15 protein-coding genes and 2 pseudogenes are annotated in these 19,032 nt (G+C 60.1%); 2 read left to right on the plus strand and 15 right to left on the minus strand.

The window, feature by feature from the left end; all coding sequences use genetic code 11:
- Positions 1-16 precede the first annotated feature (16 nt).
- A complete protein-coding gene (locus BLW71_RS35245; RefSeq protein ID WP_091807925.1) occupies positions 17-3,223 on the minus strand; it encodes an efflux RND transporter permease subunit in 3,207 nt (1,068 codons plus the stop codon).
- Between the two features lie 365 nt (positions 3,224-3,588).
- On the opposite strand from BLW71_RS35245, the pseudogene BLW71_RS42510 reads away from it, so the two are divergent.
- Positions 3,589-3,719 (plus strand): annotated as a pseudogene (locus tag BLW71_RS42510) (alpha/beta fold hydrolase); the annotation flags it as partial.
- Between the two features lie 227 nt (positions 3,720-3,946).
- Here the strand turns inward: BLW71_RS42510 and BLW71_RS35250 are convergent.
- The 8 genes from BLW71_RS35250 to BLW71_RS35285 all read right to left on the minus strand — a co-directional run bounded on the left by BLW71_RS35250 (position 3,947) and on the right by BLW71_RS35285 (position 13,054).
- The gene (locus BLW71_RS35250; protein ID WP_091807926.1) at positions 3,947-5,062 is read right to left on the minus strand and encodes a porin; all 1,116 of its coding nucleotides are present in this window, start codon (positions 5,060-5,062) and stop codon (positions 3,947-3,949) included.
- 396 nt (positions 5,063-5,458) lie between these two features.
- The gene (locus BLW71_RS35255) at positions 5,459-6,223 is read right to left on the minus strand and encodes a LysR family transcriptional regulator (RefSeq protein ID WP_091807927.1); all 765 of its coding nucleotides are present in this window, start codon (positions 6,221-6,223) and stop codon (positions 5,459-5,461) included.
- 44 nt (positions 6,224-6,267) lie between these two features.
- Complete coding sequence (locus tag BLW71_RS35260) at positions 6,268-7,824, minus strand: methyl-accepting chemotaxis protein (RefSeq protein ID WP_091807928.1); 1,557 nt, start codon at positions 7,822-7,824, stop codon at positions 6,268-6,270.
- Between the two features lie 134 nt (positions 7,825-7,958).
- Positions 7,959-9,089 (minus strand): NADH:flavin oxidoreductase/NADH oxidase, encoded by a 1,131-nt coding sequence (locus tag BLW71_RS35265; RefSeq protein ID WP_091807930.1) that lies wholly within the window; start codon positions 9,087-9,089, stop codon positions 7,959-7,961.
- Between the two features lie 469 nt (positions 9,090-9,558).
- Positions 9,559-10,467 (minus strand): LysR family transcriptional regulator, encoded by a 909-nt coding sequence (locus tag BLW71_RS35270; protein ID WP_091807931.1) that lies wholly within the window; start codon positions 10,465-10,467, stop codon positions 9,559-9,561.
- 73 nt (positions 10,468-10,540) lie between these two features.
- Entirely contained in the window at positions 10,541-11,239 is a 699-nt protein-coding gene (locus BLW71_RS35275; RefSeq protein WP_091807933.1) for a VOC family protein, read from the minus strand.
- A 41-nt stretch (positions 11,240-11,280) separates the two neighbouring features.
- Entirely contained in the window at positions 11,281-12,540 is a 1,260-nt protein-coding gene (locus BLW71_RS35280; RefSeq protein ID WP_177205167.1) for an MFS transporter, read from the minus strand.
- A 268-nt stretch (positions 12,541-12,808) separates the two neighbouring features.
- A complete protein-coding gene (locus BLW71_RS35285) occupies positions 12,809-13,054 on the minus strand; it encodes an H-NS family nucleoid-associated regulatory protein (protein WP_091807938.1) in 246 nt (81 codons plus the stop codon).
- Between the two features lie 273 nt (positions 13,055-13,327).
- On the opposite strand from BLW71_RS35285, the pseudogene BLW71_RS35290 reads away from it, so the two are divergent.
- Positions 13,328-14,470, plus strand: a pseudogene (locus BLW71_RS35290) (ISKra4-like element ISBusp5 family transposase).
- On the opposite strand, the gene BLW71_RS35295 reads toward BLW71_RS35290, so the two are convergent.
- The 6 genes from BLW71_RS35295 to BLW71_RS35320 form a co-directional block, all read right to left on the minus strand.
- Positions 14,433-14,687: a lipase family protein gene (locus BLW71_RS35295; protein WP_286162194.1), complete on the minus strand. Its 255-nt coding sequence runs from the start codon at positions 14,685-14,687 to the stop codon at positions 14,433-14,435. The pseudogene BLW71_RS35290 and the gene BLW71_RS35295 sit on opposite strands and share 38 nt — an antisense overlap.
- Before the next feature lie 205 nt (positions 14,688-14,892).
- A complete protein-coding gene (locus BLW71_RS35300) occupies positions 14,893-15,297 on the minus strand; it encodes a Rossmann-fold NAD(P)-binding domain-containing protein (protein WP_286162195.1) in 405 nt (134 codons plus the stop codon).
- A gap of 375 nt (positions 15,298-15,672) precedes the next feature.
- Positions 15,673-16,128: a RidA family protein gene (locus BLW71_RS35305; protein WP_091807942.1), complete on the minus strand. Its 456-nt coding sequence runs from the start codon at positions 16,126-16,128 to the stop codon at positions 15,673-15,675.
- A gap of 118 nt (positions 16,129-16,246) precedes the next feature.
- On the minus strand, positions 16,247-16,462 hold the full coding sequence (locus BLW71_RS35310; protein WP_286162196.1) for a hypothetical protein: 216 nt from the start codon (positions 16,460-16,462) through the stop codon (positions 16,247-16,249).
- 223 nt (positions 16,463-16,685) lie between these two features.
- Complete coding sequence (locus BLW71_RS35315) at positions 16,686-17,474, minus strand: alpha/beta fold hydrolase (protein WP_091807943.1); 789 nt, start codon at positions 17,472-17,474, stop codon at positions 16,686-16,688.
- Positions 17,475-17,919: 445 nt separating this feature from the next.
- A complete protein-coding gene (locus tag BLW71_RS35320; RefSeq protein WP_091807945.1) occupies positions 17,920-18,891 on the minus strand; it encodes an AraC family transcriptional regulator in 972 nt (323 codons plus the stop codon).
- Positions 18,892-19,032 lie beyond the last annotated feature (141 nt).

A 19,032-nucleotide genomic window follows, 5' to 3' on the forward strand; every position in this document is an offset into this window, starting at 1 on the left:
CTATCGTGGGCATTGGTTATTGAGCCTGGCTAGCGGTGGTAGCGGTGGTAGCCGTGGTAGCGGCCTGGCGGGCGCGGCGCTTCGCGAGCAGGCTGTGAACCAGCGCGAACACCACCGGCACGAACAGCAGCGTGGAAATCGTGCCGATGCCGAGGCCGCCGATCACGGCGCGGCCGAGCGGTGCGTTCTGTTCGCCGCCATCGCCGAGACCGAGTGCCATCGGCATCATGCCGATCAGCATGGCGAGCGCCGTCATCAGGACGGGACGGAAGCGGCTGAAGCCGGCCTCGAGTGCGGCGACGAGCGGATCGGCGCCTTGCTGCAACAACTCGCGCGCAGTGTTGATCACCAGAATGCTGTTCGCCGTGGCGATGCCGATGCAGAGAATCGTGCCGGTCAAGGCAGGCACGCTGAGCGTGGTGTGAGTGGTGAACAACATCCACGAGATACCCGCGAGCGAGCCGGGCAAGCCGCTCACGATGATGAGCGGATCGAGCCACGACTGGAAGTTCACCACCATCAGCAGATAGACAAGCGCGATTGCGAAGATCAGGCCGGTTTCGAGGCCGCCGAACGATTCGTTCATCGATTGAACCTGGCCGCGGATCACGATCGACGAACCCGGCGGCAACTCGGCGCGCGCCGCATCGACGAGATGCGATACGTCCGTGGCGACGCCGCCCAGATCGCGCCCTTGCGTCGACGCGAAAATGTCGAGCACCGGCTGCACGTTGTAGTGCGAGACGACCGCTTGCTGCGTGCTGCGCGACATCGTACCGAGTGTGCCGAGCAGATTCTGTGGACCGGTGGTGAGGCCGAAGGTCGTGATTGGAATGTTCGCGAGCGTTTGCAGCGAGTGAATGTCGTACTGTGGCACTTCCGCCATCAATGGATAGCTCACGCCGTTCTTCGGATCGAGCCAGAAGTTCGGTGTGGTTTGCGAGCTGCCGGACAGGGCGATCAGCAGGTTCTGCGCGACGTCGCGTTGCGTGAGGCCGGCCTGAATGGCCTTGGTGCGATCCACGTCCACGTCGATGGCGGGTTCGTCGCCCGGTTGCTGGATGCGGGCATCGACGAGACCGCGCACGCCGCGCAGTTTTGCCAGCAGGCGATCCGCCACGACGCGATTTTCTTCGAGCTTGTTGCCGACGATCTGGATATCGATCGGCGCGGGCAGGCCGAAGTTGAGAATCTGGCTGACGATATCGGCCGGCAGGAACGAAAATGTCACGCCGGGAAACGACGCGTTCAGCACGTTGCGCAGCTTCGCCACATAGCCCGCGGTCGAGCCGGCGCCGGGCTTGAGCGTCAGCATGATGTCGGCATCTTCCGGGCCGACCGGATCGGAAGAGTCGTAGGTCAGGTTGATACCGCTGACGGGCACGCCGATATTGTCGAGCACAGCCGCCTGATCCTGTTTGGGAATTACGCTGCTGATTTTCGCTTCGACTTCGTCGGTGATGCGGGCGGTCTGTTCGATTCGGGTTCCGGTGGGCGCGCGCAGATGCAGACGGATTTCTCCGGTATCGACGGCGGGGAAGAAGTCGCGCCCCGCGAACGGAATCAGCGCGAACGAACTGAAACACAGCACGAGGAAGATCGGAATGAAGCGGCCACGATGAGCAATCGCGCCTTGCAGAACGTTGCGATAGCCGCCGCGAAATGCCTCGAAGCGGTGTTCGAAACGCGCCTGAAACCGGACCAGCGCGCCGAACCGTCCTTGTGCGGCTTTACCGTCTTTCGAAGGCGCGCGCATCAAATACATCGCGAGTGTCGGAATCAACGTGCGCGAGAAGAAATACGACGCGCACATGGCAAACACCACGGCTTCCGCGAGTGGCACGAACAGATAGCGCGCCACACCCGAGAGTAGGAACATCGGCACGAACACGATGCAGATCGACAGCGTGGACACGAAGGTCGGCACGGCAATCTCGCCCGAGCCGTTCAGGATCGCATCGTGTAAGGGCTCGCCGGTTTCCAGATGATGCGTGATGTTCTCGATCGCGACGGTGGCGTCGTCGACCAGAATTCCGACTGCCAGGGCGAGTCCACCCAGCGTCATGATGTTGATGGTCTCGCCAAGAGCGGACAGCGCGATCAGCGATGTCAGCACAGCGAGAGGTATTGATACGGCAATGATCAGCGTGGCGCGCCAACTGCCGAGAAACAGCAGGATCATCACGGCAGTCAGGCAGGCCGCGATCAACGCTTCACGCACCACGCCGGTGATCGCCGACTTCACGAATAGCGACTGATCCGAAAGCGGCGTGATGACCAGTGCCTTCGGCAAACCTGCGGCGATCTTCGGCAGCATGTCCTTGACTTGCTGAATGATCGTGAGCGTCGAGGCGCTGCCGGTTTTTTCCACTTGCAGCAACGCCGCTCGCTTGCCGTCGCTGCGCACGATATTGGTTTGCGGCGCATAGCCGTCGATCACGTGCGCCACGTCACGCACGTACACCACCGCGCCGTTGATCGTCTTGATCGGCAGATCGTTCAGCGCGGCGACCGTGTTGGTGCTGCCGTTCATTTGCACGTTGTATTCGCGGGTGCCGATCTTCGCGGTGCCACCCGGCAAGATGAGGTTCTGCGCATTCACGGCGTTGACCACGTCAGCCGGCGCGAGGCCTTTTGCCTGCAATGCCTGCGGATTGAGTTCGACCATGATCTGGCGGATCTTGCCGCCGAACGGCAGCGGCACGGCCGCGCCTTGCACGGTGGCGAGCTGGGTTCGGATGAAGCTGTTGCCGAGGTCGTACAGCGTCTGTTCGGGAAGCGTATTGCTCGATAGGCCGAGCTGAAGTACCGGTACCGTGGAGGCGTTGTAGGTGATGATGTTCGGCGGCAGCGTGCCCGGCGGCAGCACGCGCAGAATCGACGCAGAGTTCGAGGCGGCTTCGGCGATGGCGCGGTTGATGTCGGCGCCGGGGTGGAAAAAGATCTTCACCACCGACACGCCGTTGAGCGATTGCGATTCGATATGTTCGATATCGTCCACGTCGGTGGTCAGCGCGCGTTCGTAGTTCGATGTGATCCGATGCGCCATATCTTCGGCGGAAAAGCCGTTGTACGACCAGACAATGCTGACCACCGGAATGTTGATATTCGGAAAGATGTCCGTCGGAGTGCGGATGATCGCCAGCGGGCCGAGGATGAATAGCAGCACGGCCAGCACGATGAACGTATACGGTCGTTGCAAGGCAAGTCTGACGATCCACATGACGGATTCCTGATGACGGAAGCCTGATGAGTTCAGGCGGATGTTGCACAGGGGACGGATAGTGTTGTCGAGTGAGCCGGAGCGGTCACTGGTTATGGCAGGAGATTAGCGTCTTTCGAACTGCGAGGATTCGCTGCGAGGCACTGACTTTGCGAATTCGCACGACGGCTGTACGCGAACGATGCGGCGGCGCAAAAAAAACAGAGCGCCAACGGTGAGACCGCAGGCGAGCAGTCGGTATAGCCGTGCGAATACGACAATTACGGGCGATCAGAAAGATCGCGCTCGCCGGCTATCGCCAATACTGCTCTGACGTTCGGCACACCGGCAGACACCGGTCAATCACCTCGAAAGGAGCAATAGCAATGGCATATTTCACTACCAGAGACGGCACGGAAATCTATTAAAAGGATTGGGTACAGGCCAAACGATTACGTTCTCCCACGGCTGGCCGCTTGACGCGGACGCATGGGACGCGCAGATGATGTTCCTCGCGCCGATTTGCATGGCAGGTTTGGCCAGCTTGCGAGGATCGAACGACAGGCCGGCGGAAGCAACGCGGCAGAAAGAAAAAAGGCCCGCATGGCGGGCCGAATCCACATCAGGAGGAGACATAGAGGAGACGAAAGAAGTGTAAACCTCGCTCACGAAAAATGCAGCGAGGGATCCGGCAACACAGTGTTGCGCGAGACTGAACAGTGAAGCGGCACCTTGCAGCAACCGCTAGAACGTGTGCCGCATCCCGAGCGTCGTCACCATCTGCCGATTCGTTGACGACGAGGTGTAGCCCTGAATATCCGCCAGCGCGCCCCCGCCGGCTTGCTGCAGGTAGACCATCAGCGCAATGTCGGTTCGCTTGGACAGGTAGTAGTCGGCGACGAGGTTGAGCTCGTTCCACTTCGGTTTCTTGCCCGTAATGGTGTAGTCACCGGTCGTATAAACGTACGCCGCGCCAAGCAGGAAATCAGGGCGGACATAGTAATTCGCGCTCAGGCTGAAGTTCTGTATGTTCAGGTGCTGACCGTCGAGATAGTTGAAGTTGACGTCGGTATAAAGCGCGCCGAGCTTCAGCAAGCCAAAGCTGTAAAAACCACCCGTGCCGAAGATTCGCTGTTTCTTCGCGTAGGCGTGGGTGCCCAAAGCGCTGCGGTCGAACGTCAGGTAGGTGGGCGAATAATCGGTATCGATGGCGCCGGTCGGGTTGGTCGCACTATACGGCGAATCGAACTCCGTGTACGCGACGTTCCAGTTCAGGCTGCCATAGTTGTAGCTCGCGCCCGCGCCGAAGCTGCGGTTGTCGTTGAAACCGGTTGTCGAGTTACTGAAGCCGTACTGCGCAGTGGCCTGGAAACCTGCGATCTTCTGCGATGTGTACTTGATCGAGTTGTTGACGTGCAGGTTGGCGTACGTGTTGTCGTTGTCGCCAATCGTGCCATTCCAGTTGTACGCGGTGTTCAGGCCGAGCAGGTCTTCCACGGTGTCGTATTGCCGCCCGAACGTGAGCGTGCCCCACTTCGTATTGGTCACGCCGATATACGATTGACGGCCGAATAAGCGGGCATTAAATGAAGCATTGCCGTTATAGATATTGAAGCCGTTCTCCAGCGTGAAGATGACGCTGGTGCCGCCGCCGATATCTTCCTTGCCGCGCAGCCCCCATCGCGGCGACTGGTTCGTGCCGCTGACAGCCTGATAGGTGTGGTGGCCGCCCTGATTGGTCGAAAAAGCCCAGCCACCGGAAATAAGCCCGTAAAGCGTGACACTGCTCTGCGCGAAAGCACTCGAACAGATCGTCGCCACGCCGAAGCCGCACGCAATGAGCGATACTCTGATTTTCATCTCTTTACCTAAAATATAAATATCTGAACAGAAGCTTGAGCTTGCGTGAGCAGCCGGATTTTTCTGACCTGATTGAGGCTATCGATCGATAAATAATGCGATGGTTTGGCTCGTCGGTACGGGTGAACGCGCGCGGACTGCGCAAGGTCGACGACGCCTCCGGGCCGGCTGAGACTTCTAGTGGCGCAGCCTCGGGTGAGAGTTCGCTGAGCCAGTTCGCAGGTTATTCACTCCAAAAAAATAGATATATGGGGTGAAAATGCAACGCAGCATTGCGTTGTCTGCGATGCAGGCGCGGGGCATCGTATCGGGAGGCGACGCGCGAACATAGGCCAGCATGCACATGAACATGCGCTTACTCAGGAATGTCCGTGTCGTTCAGGTCACACACTCACGTCACAGCGCGTCGCCTTGCAATACAGGGTTCGCTGCGTACATGGTGCTGAGGAATTCAATGAATACCTTGAGTTTTTTTGGAAGGTGCCGGTTCGGCACGTACAGCACCGAGCCTCTCATCTGCACCACCCTCGCTTCTGCGTCGACCATGAAATCCCAGTTGCGCGCACGCCCGGTATCCGCCGATACGTAGTTCACGCCGAGGTGGCGATCGAGGTCGTCGATCGTTTCGGGCATGCCATGCAGCGCGAGATAATCGGGCGACGCGCACGTGCAGGTTTGCATCATCCCGATACGCTTCGCGACCAGACCCGAATCGTCCAGCGTACCCACTCGCACGACGCAGTCGACGCCTTCACCGACCACGTCCACGTGACGATCCGTCAGCCCGAGCTCAAGGTCGATGTCAGGATACTGCGCGACAAAGGCCGGTAGCGCGGGGATGACGATATGCTTGGCCATCGCCATTGGCAGGTTGACTTTCACGCGCCCTTGCGGCGAGACCTTGGCATGCGAGAGCGAGCCTTCCATATCATCGATCTCGTTGAGGACGCTGACGCAGCGCTCGTAGTACATGCGCCCGTCTTCGGTAAGCGACACTTTGCGAGTCGTTCTTTGCAGCAGCCTGCAACCCAGGCGATGCTCCAGCCCTTGCAGAAGCCTGGAGACCTTCGGCGCGGTCGAGCCGAAGGAGTCGGCCGCCTTCGTCAGGCTTCCCGCCTCGACGATCCGGACGAACACTCTCATTGCGTAAAGCGTGTCCATTCAAGGTCTCCCTTTCTCACGGTTTGGGTGTTACGCGCGTATCGCTAGCGCCTTGCCGGTACGCGGAACACCGAAACGGCGGTTTCCAGATCGCCGGCCTGCGCTTCAAGCGACAACGCCGCCGCGGAGGCCTGCTCCACTAACGCCGCGTTCTGCTGGGTCACCTGATCCATCTGGGCAACCGCGCGATTGATCTGCTCGATTCCGATCGACTGCTCTTCGGATGCCGAAGCAATTTCGCTCATCAGATCGCTGACCTTGCGCACCGAATCCAGAATTTGCGTCATCGTCTGACTCGCGTCGTCCACCTGCTGCGCGCCCGCCGAGACGCGGGACAGCGAACTGCCCGTCAATTCCTTGATCTCTTTGGCGGCCGTCGCGCTACGCAGCGCCAGTAGGCGGACGTCGCCCGCCACCACGGCAAAGCCGCGCCCCTGGTCGCCAGCGCGGGCCGCTTCGACCGCCGCGTTCAGCGACAGAATGTTGGTCTGAAACGCAATGCCTTCTATCACGCTCGTGATCTCGGCAATTTTGTGCGAAGAGCTGGACAGTTCCTTCATGGTCTCGACCACCTTCAGCGACGCCTGATTGCCCTGATCGGTCAGCATGGCGGTGCTCGTCACCAGCTGTTTGGCCTGCTTCGCGTGCGCGGCGTTCTGCCGTACGGTCGACGTCAACTGCTCCATCGACGAACTGGTCTCTTCCAGCGACGCGGCCTGCTCTTCGGTGCGCTGCGAAAGATCCACGTTGCCGACCGCGATTTCACGCGCCGCCGTGTCGATCGACGTTGCGCCGTCCCGCACCGCGCCGATCGTGCTGACCAGTTTGCTTTGCATGGCTTGCAGGCCGTCCATCAACTGGCCCATCTCGTCGCGACTAAGCACCTCGATCTGCGTCGTGAGGTCACCGTCGGCAATCGCTTTGAAATGGCGGAGTGCCTGATCGAGCGGGCCGCTGATCGCGCGTTGCAGCGACCACCAGGAGAAGGCGGCTGCGGTCAGGGCAATCAGAATGCCGGCTAGCGCGAGTTCGACGAAGCGGCGAAAGCGCGCCTGTGCCGCCGCATAAGTGGCGCGCGCGGAGGACACCTGATACTTGCCGAGCGTGTCCATGGCTTCCGTCACGTCGATGAAAAGCGACGGTGGGGTATGCAGGGCGGCATCGACGAGCTTTGCCGAGTCGTGGGCGGCCAGCGCGTCGAACATCGGTTGAATGCCGTTGGCAATCAGGGCGTCGAGCTTCGCGTTAGTGAGTTCGGTGAGGCGGCTTTCTTCAGGACCATCTGCTGGCAACGCGCGATAAGCCGCCCACGAATTGCGCGAAGCGCTCAGCAGTTTTTGGGCGTTCTGCACGTTTTGCGGGACGCTGGGACTCGTTGGGTCGAGCGCGATGCGATAGAGCCACAGACGCATTCTCGATAGCGAGACGCTGGCCTCGCTGAGCGCGGTGGAAGAGGCGAGCTGATTTGAATAGAGTTGCTCGACGTCGCTATTACTCATCGACACGCCGGCAATGCCCATGGCGCCGCCGATCACCAGCAGCAGGCCCAGAAAACTCACGGTGAGCGCGAGGCGCGCGCGGATACTGATATTCTTGAACACGGTATGGACGAAAGTTAAGTGGACGCGGGCACAGCCGCGTCGGCAAGAGGAGAAAGACACGGGCGCCCGCTTGAGTCATGCACGGGCGCCCGATTGACGGTGCTGGAACGCGAGTCCGCGTTGGCGGGTTCGGCTCAAGAAACGTTGGCTGTCCCGGGGCGGGCGAGTTGAGCCCCGGCCCACAAAGCCGGCTTGCTGCGTTCGTATTGCGGCGGGTAGCTGATCGAATCCGCGACGCCGAGGGTGTGAGCCGCGTGCCACACCCAGCGCGGATCATCCAGAAAGGCACGGCCGAGCGCCACAGTGTCCGCCTGCCCCGAGGCGATGATCGCCTCGGCTTGTTGCGCATCGGCGATCATGCCGACCGCGCGCGTGTGGAGCCCGGCATTCGCCTTCACTTCGGCGGCGAACGGGACCTGGTAACCCGGTTGCACGGGGATGCGGGCGTTGACGACGCCGCCCGTGGTGACGCACACATAATCGGCGCCACGCGCTTTCAGCGCATTGGCGAACGCGATGGTCTCGACCACTTCAATGCCGCCAGGTGTCCAGTCCGAGCCGGTGATGCGCAGGCCGAGGCACACCTTGGCCGGAATGACCTCGCGAACCGCCGTCGCCACTTCCAGTGGAAAGCGCATGCGATTGTCGAGCGAGCCGCCGTACTGATCGGTGCGTTGATTGGCCAGCGGCGACAGGAACTGATGCATGAGGTAGCCGTGCGCCGCGTGAATCTCGATCACGTCGAAGCCGAGGCGCAGCGCACGGCGGGTCGCCGCGACGAAACTGTCGCGGACCCGCGTCATGTCGGCGTGCGTCATTTCCTTCGGGGTAGGCCAATGCTCGCCGGCCGCGATTGCGGAAGGACCTTCCGTGGGCCACGGATCTTCAAGCGGGCCCAAGGCCGCGCGGCCTTCCCACGGGCGTTGGGCCGATGCTTTGCGTCCCGCGTGGTTGATCTGAATGCCCCAACGCGTCTGTGGCGGCGCCACGCGCCGCGCCGCGTCCATCACGCGCGCGAGGGCGGCCTCGTTCGCGTCGCTGTAGAGGCCGAGGCAGCCGTGCGTGATCCGGGCCTGACGCTCGACCGCCGTGGCTTCGAGAACGATCAGCCCTGCGCCGGAAATGGCGAGCTGCATCAGATGCATCAGGTGCCAGTCGTTCGCGCATCCGTCGTCAGCGCTGTATTGGCACATCGGCGAGACGACGATCCGGTTCGGCAGTGTGACGGGCCCGACGGTGGTGAGGGAAAACAGGGTGGATGTCATGCTTCATCTCCAGCAAGTTGCAAGTTGATATCGCTGACATGGACGAAGTACTGACTTTCCGGAAAAGGTGGGGAACGTCGAACTGTCGATGCTCGCTAGCAATAGGAAAACTAATCGAATCGTCAGATGTTTCAGGTGAGGCGGTTGTCCGCGGACTTCGCGCACACCCCGCTGTCCGGATCGGATCGAAGTATAAATGATCAAATGATAAAAAAAGAACTTCGCCTCACGGAGCGTGGGCGTGGCGCAACGCCAGCGCACCGACGTCGCGACCCACATCGCGCGGAACCGACGCACCGTCGCCGGCCCCATGCATGAACGGGCATTTCGTTTCAGTCGACATGCGCCTTCTTCGTGATGGGTTGGAGTCAGCTTCCGCTTATTCGGCGCGCGTCGATTGCGTGCAACGCACGGCTTTTCAAATGCGCACGAGATTATTTCGATGCCGGCCGGCAGGTTCGCACGGCGCTCAGGTGGGGACGGCAATCGCGTGTTCCGCGAAATCGATGAACGCATGAACCTTTCTCGAATGTCGGCGATTCGGCAAATAGGTTGCGTAGACGAAGGCATCGCCGCCTTCGGGCGTCGCCTGGGCGTCGGTGAAAAGCGCCGTCAATCTGCCCGCCGCCACGTCGGCGCCCACCAGCCATTGCGGGAGGAGGGCGATACCGTGACCGCCCAGCGCGGCGCCGGCCAGCATGTCCAGGTTATTGGTCAGCAGCTGTCCATTCACGTCGACGGTTTCGGACCTGCCCGGATAGCGGAAGACCCATCGTTGCCGATTGCCGGGCTTGTAGACGAAGCGCAGGCACTCGTGGCGAATCAGTTCGGACGGCGCCTGCGGGGCGCCTTTTCTTTGCAGATAGTCCGGGCTGGCAACCACGAATCTTTCGCTCTGGCGCAGCCGCTTCACGATCAGACGATCGTCCGCGGTGGGGACGCCGACCCGCACAGCCAGATCCAGACGTTCGCTGACCAGGTCGAGATGGTTGTCCGACACTACCAGCTCGAGGTTGACGCGCGGATTCTTCTTCAGAAACGTGGCGATATGCGGGGCGATATGCAAACGACTGTAGGTGGCGGACACGCTCACTCGCAACGGTCCCATCGGATCGATTCCGCTGTCGATCACGCTGTCGTCGGCGCCCGCCAGATCGGTCAGCACCTGACGAACCTGTTCGACGTAGGTCACGCCGGCGTCGGTGAGCGAAACGTTGCGTGTGGTGCGCGTCAATAGCGAGGTACCTAGCGACGCTTCCAGGCCATCCATCAGACGCATGACCGATGAGGTGGTCTTGCCGAGCTCGTGAGCGGCGGCCGTAAAGCCCCCTGATTCCGCAACGGCGAGCAGCGTTCGCAACGCTAGCAGCTTGTCCATACTTTCTCCCACGTCACGGCATCAGGCCCGCCTGCTTGAATCTATTAGAGCTTTCCGACGCGCCCGCGAAGCGTCAGAGCTTGACCGCGGCGCGGCGAATCACCCGTTCGCCCTCGCTCGTTTTCACGCCCATCGCGTACAGTCCGGAGGTCTTCCGGTTGTAGCGAATCTCGAACGGAAAGTCCGACGGCCGGCCGATCTCGCCGAGCCATGCCGCGAGCGCGGCTTCGTCTTCGCCGATCTCGATCCAGTTGAGCCCCTGGCCCTGTACCGATCCCGTGCCCGGCTCTGTCGGCAGGCTCGCGGTGTGCGGTCCGTTACCCGGCTTGAAGTACAGGTTGGGCTTGCCGATTGGCCATGCCGTCAGCGCGCTCGGCGTCTGCAACGCAAAGCCGCGCTTGCCGTTCATCATCTGACGGCCGGCGTCCTTGCCGGTGGTGCTTTCGTCGACGACCGTGTTGTGATGTCTGGCGAAAGCCTTCAGTTCGTCCAGCGAGTCGGTGCGCAGGCACCAGCCCACGAAGCAATCGCCTTCACGCGTCTGTTGCTCGAAAAAACTGGCCAGCGGTTGGCCTCGCTTGAGGACCGTATGATCGACAATGCCTTCGACTTCGATGTAGATGTCCGGCGCCAGCGGCACGACCTTGTGGCCGATGCCGTAGAGCGGGAAGAAGCCGCCGTCGTAGTTGCCGAAGCCAGTTTCGCGGCTCAGCCGGAACGTGGCTTCGTAGACGTTTTGTGCTGCAAGACAGACGTGGTCAAAGTGGATCATTGAGACATTCCTGATAGCGGTGAACTACTGGGTAAAACGCATTAATCGATGCTGTTCAGTCCGAGGCGGCCGGCCTCGCCCGGTTCGCCGGCACGGCCGTCGTAGCGGGGCAGCAGAAGGAACACGAACGCCGCGGCGGCCGCGAGTACCGCGCTCAGCACGAGGCCCGGCTGGTAGCTGCCCAACCTGTCGGCCAGCCAGCCAATCCCCAGCGGACCTACGCCCGCGGCGATGCACAGTGCGCCGTACTGAAACGCGTAGGCACGCGGAAACATCCTGAGACCGAAGTAGCGGGTGCACATCAGCGCGACCAGATCGATCTCGCCGCCGAAGGTCCAACCCACCGTGAACGCATACAAGGGCGCGTAGCCGATGCCGCCGAGCTTGAGCGTCAGCACGCCGGCCATGCCGACCAGACAGGAAAAGGCCATCAGCCGCGGCGCATGCACATAGTCGGATAGCCAGCCCACGATCAGGCGCACGCAGACCGTGCCGATGCCGAGCAGGCTCATGTATCTGGCCGCCGAGGCGGCGTTCGCGCCGAGTTCGCGCAGCATCGGCGCCATGTGTTGAGCGCTGCCCGCCACGAAGAGCGTCGACAGCGTGAAGGCGAGGAACATGATCCAGAACGTGCTGGTCCGTTTGACCGCCGCGAATTCTGTGGCGAGCTCGCTCAGATCGGGGGCATCGGCCGGGGCGGACTGCTCCATGGCGCTGGATTGACTGTCGCGCAGGATCAACAGCGCGATCGGCGCGCCCGCTGCGGCGATGGCAGCCAGCATCAGATAACCGGAATGCCAGCCGCTTTTGACGATCGTGGCCGCGATGATCGGCGGCAGGATCGCGCCGCACAATCCCAGCCCGACCTGAGTGAGGCCGAGCGCGAAGCCGCGGCCGCGATCGAACCATCCGCTGACGATGCGTGTAAACGTGAGACCGCTCGTGCCGCCGCCGAAAAAGCCGGCCAGACCGACCAGCACGATGTAGGCGGTCGGTGTCGAGATCAGTTCCGCCATCGCCACGAAACACGCGGCGAGCGCGAGCGCGCTGCCCGCCGCCGTGCGCGCCGCGCCGAAGCGTGACAGCAGGCGCCCCCACATTTGCAGACCGAGTGCGAGTCCCAGCGTGAAAGCGAGGTAACCGGCCCCGTATTGCGTTTTCGTGAGACCGACGGCGCCCTGCAGGTCCTTGGCAAAGAGTCCGAGGTTGTAAGAGCCCAGCCCGATCACGCCAATGCCGAGGCCCAGCGTCGAGCCGATCAGTTGCACCCATCCGCGTCTAAATTCAGCTAGTTTGTTCATCGAAGATGTCATGGAAGCGGAGGATAAATTATCCATCGATTAATATAAGGGCGAAATCGTGTTTCGATATCCGCAATCGGGAGGGGCAAATGGTGCTCGAGTTGCCGTGAATTCGGCGCTGACCTGCGCCGTGGGCGGCGGGGAGGCCTTCGCTGTGAACTCGAGACACAGCTTATTCAAGCCAAAATGATTGATAAACCGGGTGCAAAAGCAACGCAGCATTGCATTGACTGCTACGCAGAGTTCGCGCAGGCGGCTTTCTCGGACCCTAGTTGCAGCGGAAGTGCTCGATACTCTGGCCGGCGGCCACCGCGCGTTTCAGCCATGCGGGCAGTTCGCCGTCGCCGCTCCAGACGTTGCCGAACGCGTCCTGGTAGCGCAATTGGCGCTGATCGTTTTCCAGTGCCGCTTGCAATGCCGACTCGGTAATGCCGCATTCGTCCATGCGTCTCCTGATCCACAGAATCAGGCGTTCTCGCGTTTGCGCATCGGGTCGGGCGATGAGGGTAGACATGATCGTTGGCGTAGTGAGGTCGAGGGAATCCATCTGGGCAGGCGTGGCGCCAATTTGACCATGGGGACTCCCGCCGTTGTTTCGCAAACGCACGGTGATTATCGAACTTGCAAGCAGAGAACTGCGACCTATCCGCCAGTGTCAGATAACGGCCTGACGCTCTGAGGCGAAGCAGCCTGGAATGGCGGGCTCGAGCAAGAAGCCGTTAAAAAGGCTGGGAGACGAGCGCGCCGCGGGGTATCGTATCCCTAACGACGAGACCCAGGAGCCACCATGCGATGCACGATCGCTCTTGAGTTCGATAACGGCGACGGGAGTGTGGTAAAGCGGGTTGAGGTCATGCGGTTGCACAGGCCCATCGACGACCAGACGCCAGGAGACGTGGGATTGTCACTCAGTGAAGGCAAGTCCTTGCTCAATTGTGTGCAGCAGGAGTTCGTTGTCGAGCAGATCGAACGTTTTTTTTTTGCGCCTCGCATAGATCCTGTGTGGATTGCGGCGTCCAGCGTCGTCTGCATGATAGTCATTGCTCGGAGCTGAAGACCGCGCCAGGAAAGGTTTACTATTGCCGCGAACGACGGAAGGCCTGCAATCGCAAGAGTTCCGGCAAGGAAAATCGTGCAGAAGCCGGGAACCGGCCGATCGTCGATCGCAGTCGTCGTTGCTGCTTTGGGCAAAGCCGGTAAGCAGCCACGAGTGTGGGCTTCCGCCATGCCGCGCACCAGGCGACTGAATCAAGAAATGACACGATTCCTCGAGGACAGCGGATACGGGGATCCTAATGAAGTCGTTGTCCTGACTGATGGAGCTCGGGACTAGGCCGGCGTCGCTAATGATCTCCCATACGATAACAAGTGGATTCTCGATTGGGCACACATCGGGCGCATGTTGCGACGCGTTGAGCAGGCTATCGCGCCTCTGGCATATGGGCGACTTACGGACAGTGGATCAGCGTTTGAACTGTCGGATCTGTTTGTCCGCTTCCGCCACTACGTTTGGGTCGGACGTACAGCCGCCTGGCAGCAGTTTTCAGCTAGACTTGCTCACTTGCTTGATCTACGTGAGACACGAGATCCAGCAGTGAGCAGCCACGTCAGGAAAGCGAGCAATAGCCTCTCGAATGTGGTCACGTATCTCGACAGCAACGCCGAGTCGCTGATCGACTATCGCATATGGCGACGTGCGGGAGGACGAATCTCCACCGGCTTCGTCGAATCGTCAATTAATCGAATCGTTGGCCGTCGAATGTGCAAGAGCCAGCATATGCGCTGGAGTCGCGTGGGGGCACACAGTGTCGTGCAATTGCGCGTCGCGTTGTTGAACCAGGAATTCCACGAACTCGCGCGACGACAGTTTCCGTGGATTGGACAGCGACGTGTTACGTGGCCTTGGCAACGAACTTCCCAGTCTTCTTAACGGCTTCGTTTTGGACAGCCGTGGCATTGAGCCCCGCTGCCTGCAATCGCGATATCACTTCCGTCCAGCACGACCCATCAGCGAACAACCCATGCACGAGGACGATATTGCGCGCCTTCCCCGAAGCAGGCGTTGCTGCTACGCTGCGAGCAGAAATAAGCGACGCGGCAGCGCCGGCGACGAGGGCGGCCGAGAAGTTACGTCTGTTGATCGTCATGACCCGTCTTCTTAAAGTTGTCTGCCTGGTGAAATGTGTCAGGCGCCGCATTTGAATATCCGCGTCAACTCGCTTTCCTGTGGGCATCACTTTTTCGTTAGGCAGGCTAAAGACCAACATCCGTGGTGTCGGTGATACGTTGCCGATCGCACGTTGAACTCTGCTGGTGTGTCTGTAGCAAGGGATCTGGACACTTTTGTCACGACTATCCAGGTACTTCGCTTTTTGCTTCAGGCGCCGGCGGTACGGGTAGGATGATCTCCGAAGCCACCTTCCAGTCCTTGCCGATTTTTATCCAGTTGATTAGCAATAGAAACGGCTTGGGGGTTCCGTCCTGACCCGCATAGGAGACCGTGATATTCACTGGCGCATAGGATTGCGCTATGTCCTTCGTCAAGCCGACGACCTTGAATTTCGAATAATCCGGCCGCAGCACGACAGGGCCGGAGGTGCCGATATCGCGCAGCTTCTGATCGATCGCCTCATTACCCCAGAAGCCAGCCCAGTTCCCTTCCGTGGGGATCGCACTTTTGGCGACGAGAAGGGCCGAGGGAGATTGCCAGAACATCTCATGGAGCGCTTTGAAGTCGTGGCGGTTGGCTAGTTGCATGAGATGGCTAAAATCCGATCGAAGTGTGTTCAGAGTCTTCGCGTCCAGGGGTTCCTTGTAGATGGTAGAAGTGCTCGCGAGACATCCCGTAGAGACAGTCAGTGTGACGACAACGGTCAATATCATTTGACGCATGATCAGAGTCCGACGGAAAAATAGATGGTTCGTTTCAATGTTGGGCAATCGTGTGGCGGCCGCATCGCAATGCTTGCGGCGTCCGAACGAGCACGGATTGATTGTTCTCGAAAGCAGGACGGCAGTATTCCCCTCCAGACAGCGCGATGGGCGCTCGTTGTGCGGCGGGTTCAGAATCAGGTTTGGCCGGCCGATCGGCTCGCATCAACTGAACGTCGTCGTGCGGTCGAGCCATGTCCATCACCCCTTCAACTCAAAAATGCTGTCAATCTCAACCGGGATGCCCATCGGCAACGAATGCACGCCCAGTGCGCTTCGAGCCGGCAGATTGTCTTGCCCAAACAGCGTCAGCAAGAGGTCACTGGCGCCATTGGCCACTTGCGGATGCTGGGCGAACGACTGTTCTGCACGCACGTAGACTGTTAGCCGGCTGCATCGCTTGACGTTGTCGAGTCCGCATGCCTCATCGACACAGGCCAAGATCATGAGCATCGTTAGGCGCGCCGCGTCTTGAGCTTCTTCAAGTGAAATATCGCGGCCCACCATTCCGACGATTGGCTTGCCATCTTGGAAAGGGCCGAGACCGGATACATATAGTTGGCTTCCCGAAACGGAAACCGTTCGATAGGAGCCAAGCGGGTTGATGGGCGCTGGCAAATTTAGGCTCGCTTGCGCGAGCCGGTCGAATACGTTCATGTTCGGTCTTAACGTTAGGTGAATAGAAATAGATTTGGCCTGGACTTATCGCGACGCAGTGAACTCAATCATCCGATACAGCGAACGACAGTCGTCGGTTGCGGCTTGATTCCGCGTATCAAAATGAATCACTGACTCGCGCATTGGCGCTGTTCTTGCGGATGGTCGCCAAGGCTCCGGCCAGACCGAGGTAGCCCTCGAGCGCCGCAGGGCGGTTGGCCATCAGACCAAACAGATTCGGCGTGACACCCAGTTTCTTGTTGATGGCTTCCAGGAAGGGCTGGGAAGCAGCGAGTGCATCTGCGATCGTGGCGGGTATCTGAAGACGGGACATATCGGTTCTGCCTTTGGAAACAAGAGAAACTGTCGTAAACAACCGATGCGTATGCTTCTTTCTGAAAGAGCATGCCGGTGCAGACCATCGAAGAGCGGTCCGCAGGACGGTGCGCGGAAGCCCGGATATAGCGAGCCCCCCCGCCCGGAGCAATACACTTGAAGGCAAAGCGCGGGACGACGAAGCCGCAGCGCCTTCGTTTCCTGGACCAACCGCGAACCGGCTATTTCGCAGCAGCCTCGATCGCCTTTGCCAGGCCGTCGGGATCGGTGAGGAACGGCGTATGACCGGTCTGCAGGGTGTACTCTGCTCTCACGGGGGTTGCCGCAACCATCTTCGCCTGGAACGACGGGCTGATGACCTGGTCCATGGCTGTGTGGATATAGACCTTGTCGATCTGACCAAAGTTGGTGGAAGTCACGTGCACGGGCGTAGCTAGCGGGCTCACGGGTTCATCCAGAATCAGATTCGGGATTGCCTTGCGCAGTTCGTCAGGACCTCCATTGGCAAACAGATCGGCGCGTGCCGAATATTCGATGGAGGCAATGCCCTTTTCCTTGTCGATCTGCAGGTGCGGGCCGATCCTGGCGTCGGCATCCTTGTTGGCCATCGACACGAGCGAATCGCCGTCTTGCGGCAGGTAGGCCGCAACGAAGATCAAAGTTTTGATCTTCTTCGGTGCCGTTTCCGCGGCGTCGGCGATGACGATGCCGCCGAAGCTGTGACCGACCACGACTGCTGGGCGATGGAATTCGTTCAGCGCTGCGACCACGGTGTCGCGATAGAGGTCGAGGCTCACCTTGTCCGGCGAGGCGGGCGCGGCCGGACGACCTGGCAGTTCAACCGCCACAACCTTATAGCCATCGGTTTGAAGCCTGGATGTGACATGCCCCCAGACCTGGGCGTCTTCGAAAGCGCCGTGGACCAGAACGATCGGGGGCTTTTGCGCAGCCATCGCACTGGTATCGAACGCGAATGCTGAAATGGCAAGAGCAGCGAGCAGGAGTTTCATCTATATTGCTTCCTTGACGAGACATCGGTGCCGATGTCGTGAATTGGAACTTGGCTTTGAAAAGATCCGTGCTATACGACGGTGACGCTGGCGACCGCACTCGCGCTTCTGATCCAGACACATGACGCAAGCGTGGGTGTTGCAACGAGAAGTGTTATCGCAAACTGTCTGATCTGCTTGAGCATGAGAGATCCGAACCATAGTGCGTGAGAGCCTTCCTCCGTTGCGGATACGGGAGGACCTTGGCTATCCACTCTAAAGAACGTATCCAGGACTGACCATATCCCGGCGTCTGATTTGCATGATCTATCGTCCGATCAACGCACCCGGGCAAGCTGAGCAGATCGAGTCGCTTGGGGATCGACGCGATGCCATGCCATTGAAACGAAACTACCGCACTGACAGCTTCAACTGACGAAGCGAGCCAACGGCGTGACAAGGGCTGTCAAAGGAGTTCCGAACTTCGTGCGACAAAGGCGCCTGTCTGTTCGATTCGATGTGCGTCGCGCGGTGGATAGCCGAACTCCTCCTTGAAGGCGCGACTGAAGGCAGCCTCCGAACCATAGCCGGCAACGTGGGCCACTTCGGTCACCTTCAAGGTTCCTCCGCGTAGCAAGTCTGCCGCGATCGTCAATCTCCACCGTGTCAGATAACGCAACGGTGGAAGCCCCACCACCGCCGTAAAACGATCCGAAAACATCGATCGCGACATCATCGCCGTCTCGGCGAGCGCCGACACCGTCCATGCACGGTTAGGTTCCAGATGCATTGCGTTCAACGCACGACCGACGCGTTCGTCGCTCAGTCCGGACAGCCAGCCGACCCGATCGCCTTGCCGGCTGACCCACATCCGCAAGGTGCGGATAACTAGCAAATCAATAAGCCGCGAGATCATCAGCGACGACCCTAGGCCCGCGCTACGCGATTCCACGTCGAGAAAATGCGAGATGGAGGCAAGCCAAGGGGGTTCGCTGACTTTGTCGCATGTCAGATGAATCAGCCCGGGAAGCCCGGTGAGCAAAGAGCGCAACGGCGCCCCGTCAAAATAGAATGATCCCGCAAGAAAGGATCCTGCCATTCGATCATCAGCCGCCCATTTGAACGTCTGAACATCTCTGCTGAGGGTAAAGTCCACCGCCGCCTCGAAGCGTTGATGTGCTTTTCCGCCCGGCTCGCTTCGAATCGTGTGTCCATCCGCATGCGGCAAAAGAACGAAGTCGCCTGACCGCAGCGTCACGGAGGGTCCATTGCATTGAGACACAGACAGTTCGCCGGTACGCAGATGCAAAAAAGCCGCCGGTCCGGGCGGAAAAATCACTTCGGTGGAACTGCCCAGTTCGCCGTGGAAAACGTGATCCCCGCGAAGGCGAATCAGCTTGAGTACCTGGGACAGGACATCGGCGTGCTCGGACGGCATGAGTTACTCCTTTAGGGCATATTCACAAGACCGCGCCCATCAACGATGTGTGCAAGGTCAAGAGACTATCTGCTACTTTAGGGCCAGCGGCGCACCGGACACGCCCCTTTCGCTATGCGAACATATCTTCGGCGGAACGAC

It is taken from the genome of Burkholderia sp. WP9 (genome assembly GCF_900104795.1).
In the GTDB taxonomy this organism is placed as follows: domain Bacteria; phylum Pseudomonadota; class Gammaproteobacteria; order Burkholderiales; family Burkholderiaceae; genus Paraburkholderia.

Excerpts from the sequence above, each read along its gene's own strand:
- BLW71_RS35285 (WP_091807938.1), bottom strand. The coding sequence starts at position 13,054 with ATGTCTACCCTCATCGCCCGACCCGATGCGCAAACGCGAGAACGCCTG.
- BLW71_RS35295 (WP_286162194.1), bottom strand. The coding sequence starts at position 14,687 with ATGACGATCAACAGACGTAACTTCTCGGCCGCCCTCGTCGCCGGCGCT.
- BLW71_RS35250 (WP_091807926.1), bottom strand. The coding sequence starts at position 5,062 with ATGAAAATCAGAGTATCGCTCATTGCGTGCGGCTTCGGCGTGGCGACG.
- BLW71_RS35280 (WP_177205167.1), bottom strand. The coding sequence starts at position 12,540 with ATGAACAAACTAGCTGAATTTAGACGCGGATGGGTGCAACTGATCGGC.
- BLW71_RS35270 (WP_091807931.1), bottom strand. The coding sequence starts at position 10,467 with ATGGACAAGCTGCTAGCGTTGCGAACGCTGCTCGCCGTTGCGGAATCA.
- BLW71_RS35305 (WP_091807942.1), bottom strand. The coding sequence starts at position 16,128 with ATGAACGTATTCGACCGGCTCGCGCAAGCGAGCCTAAATTTGCCAGCG.
- BLW71_RS35265 (WP_091807930.1), bottom strand. The coding sequence starts at position 9,089 with ATGACATCCACCCTGTTTTCCCTCACCACCGTCGGGCCCGTCACACTG.
- BLW71_RS35245 (WP_091807925.1), bottom strand. The coding sequence starts at position 3,223 with ATGTGGATCGTCAGACTTGCCTTGCAACGACCGTATACGTTCATCGTG.
- BLW71_RS35275 (WP_091807933.1), bottom strand. The coding sequence starts at position 11,239 with ATGATCCACTTTGACCACGTCTGTCTTGCAGCACAAAACGTCTACGAA.
- BLW71_RS35320 (WP_091807945.1), bottom strand. The coding sequence starts at position 18,891 with ATGCCGTCCGAGCACGCCGATGTCCTGTCCCAGGTACTCAAGCTGATT.
- BLW71_RS35310 (WP_286162196.1), bottom strand. The coding sequence starts at position 16,462 with ATGTCCCGTCTTCAGATACCCGCCACGATCGCAGATGCACTCGCTGCT.
- BLW71_RS35255 (WP_091807927.1), bottom strand. The coding sequence starts at position 6,223 with ATGGACACGCTTTACGCAATGAGAGTGTTCGTCCGGATCGTCGAGGCG.
- BLW71_RS35300 (WP_286162195.1), bottom strand. The coding sequence starts at position 15,297 with ATGCAACTAGCCAACCGCCACGACTTCAAAGCGCTCCATGAGATGTTC.
- BLW71_RS35315 (WP_091807943.1), bottom strand. The coding sequence starts at position 17,474 with ATGAAACTCCTGCTCGCTGCTCTTGCCATTTCAGCATTCGCGTTCGAT.